The following is a 1,125-nucleotide window of genomic DNA, read 5'->3' as shown; positions in this document are numbered from 1 at the left end:
TCGCGGGAGACCGGCCAGCCATAAACCGAAGTTTCATCAGGTCGATCATCACGAGTAACGATCAGTACCAGCATCTTTCGAACGCACCCAGCTCAACGATTCCGGTGTCACTGCAAAGCCGAGAGAACCGTGTCGACCCGCCCACGGAGTGGGCCGTCAAGCTCGACAACTACCAGGGAGTCACACACCTGCATCGGATCGGCGTACACCAACTCCAGCAACGCGTCGTTCACCGCGCGCTGCAGCTCCGGCATCCCCACCGCAGGCAACTTCTGCACTGTTTCGACGGTAATCGGCACCACAACCAGCACGTCGAGAGTACACAGCGCGGACCTCACAATCGCCGCCTCGACTTCTGCCTCCGGATCGACACCACACGCCGACAAGTACGCCAGGAAGTCGAGCGGCGTGCGATCGAATACAACACCAGAAGAAGGTGTAGTCAGCAATCGCAGTGAACGACGAAGCTGCGCACGGTAATCATCAGCCGAGGGTGGAAACTCGAACTCGCGCCCCTCCTCTTCGAGCACGAAATACGGTTCATCGACCCGAATGTGCCCCGCGAGGCGGCCACACAACTCGTCGACCAGCGTGCTCTTGCCGGTCCCGTGCGGGCCGGATACTCCAATACGCATTAGTGGGGCCCTCTCGAAGAAAGTTACGGAACTACTCGTCAGTTGAGCACCCGTCGACCGTCGGCTCGATACCGGCCCCTGGATGCCCGGACCCGCGACCAATTCTTCTTGCACCTGGGGCGTCGAAGGTGATAAGTGGGGCCGCCGAGGTTGCGCACGATACCCGACAGTTTGCCACGTGCGGGAAGATCAGCGGTGCTCGTAGATGGCGAACCCGGCGCCGTAGTGCCCGTACGAATGGACGCCGCGTTACTCGCGGCGTTGAACGCGCGCGCAGAACAAGAACACCACTCCCGGTCCGAAGCGATCCGAGAAGCAGTGCGTGCCTGGGCCCAGGCCGCTTGTACGCACATAAGTCCGCACTCAAAGACTGAATCAGCGAAGACGCCGGCATCTACGCCGCAGAGCACCACGTCTATGTCGCCGACCTGGACCACGACAATCCTGCCCGCCAGTTCCGGCTGGGCGTCGACCCGAACGGGCGTCTCCT

At 61.5% G+C, this 1,125-nt stretch carries 2 protein-coding genes; one reads left to right on the top strand and one right to left on the bottom strand.

The annotated features are described in order from the left end of the window. Positions 1-107: 107 nt before the first annotated feature. The gene (locus tag ACIQ2D_RS22230) at positions 108-635 is read right to left on the bottom strand and encodes an AAA family ATPase (protein WP_209448126.1); all 528 of its coding nucleotides are present in this window, start codon (positions 633-635) and stop codon (positions 108-110) included. Between the two features lie 237 nt (positions 636-872). Between ACIQ2D_RS22230 and ACIQ2D_RS22225 the strand changes: the two genes are divergently transcribed. Next, on the top strand, positions 873-1,125 hold a 253-nt coding region (locus ACIQ2D_RS22225), incomplete at its 3' end, for a ribbon-helix-helix protein, CopG family (protein WP_402867446.1).

This window comes from Lysinibacillus sp. NPDC097287 (genome assembly GCF_044761695.1).
Classification (GTDB): Bacteria; Bacillota; Bacilli; order Bacillales_A; family Planococcaceae; genus Lysinibacillus.
Note: the sequence above shows the minus strand (reverse complement) of the source record. Positions and strands in the feature narration are given on the sequence as shown.

Excerpts from the sequence above, each read along its gene's own strand:
- ACIQ2D_RS22230 (WP_209448126.1), bottom strand. The coding sequence starts at position 635 with ATGCGTATTGGAGTATCCGGCCCGCACGGGACCGGCAAGAGCACGCTG.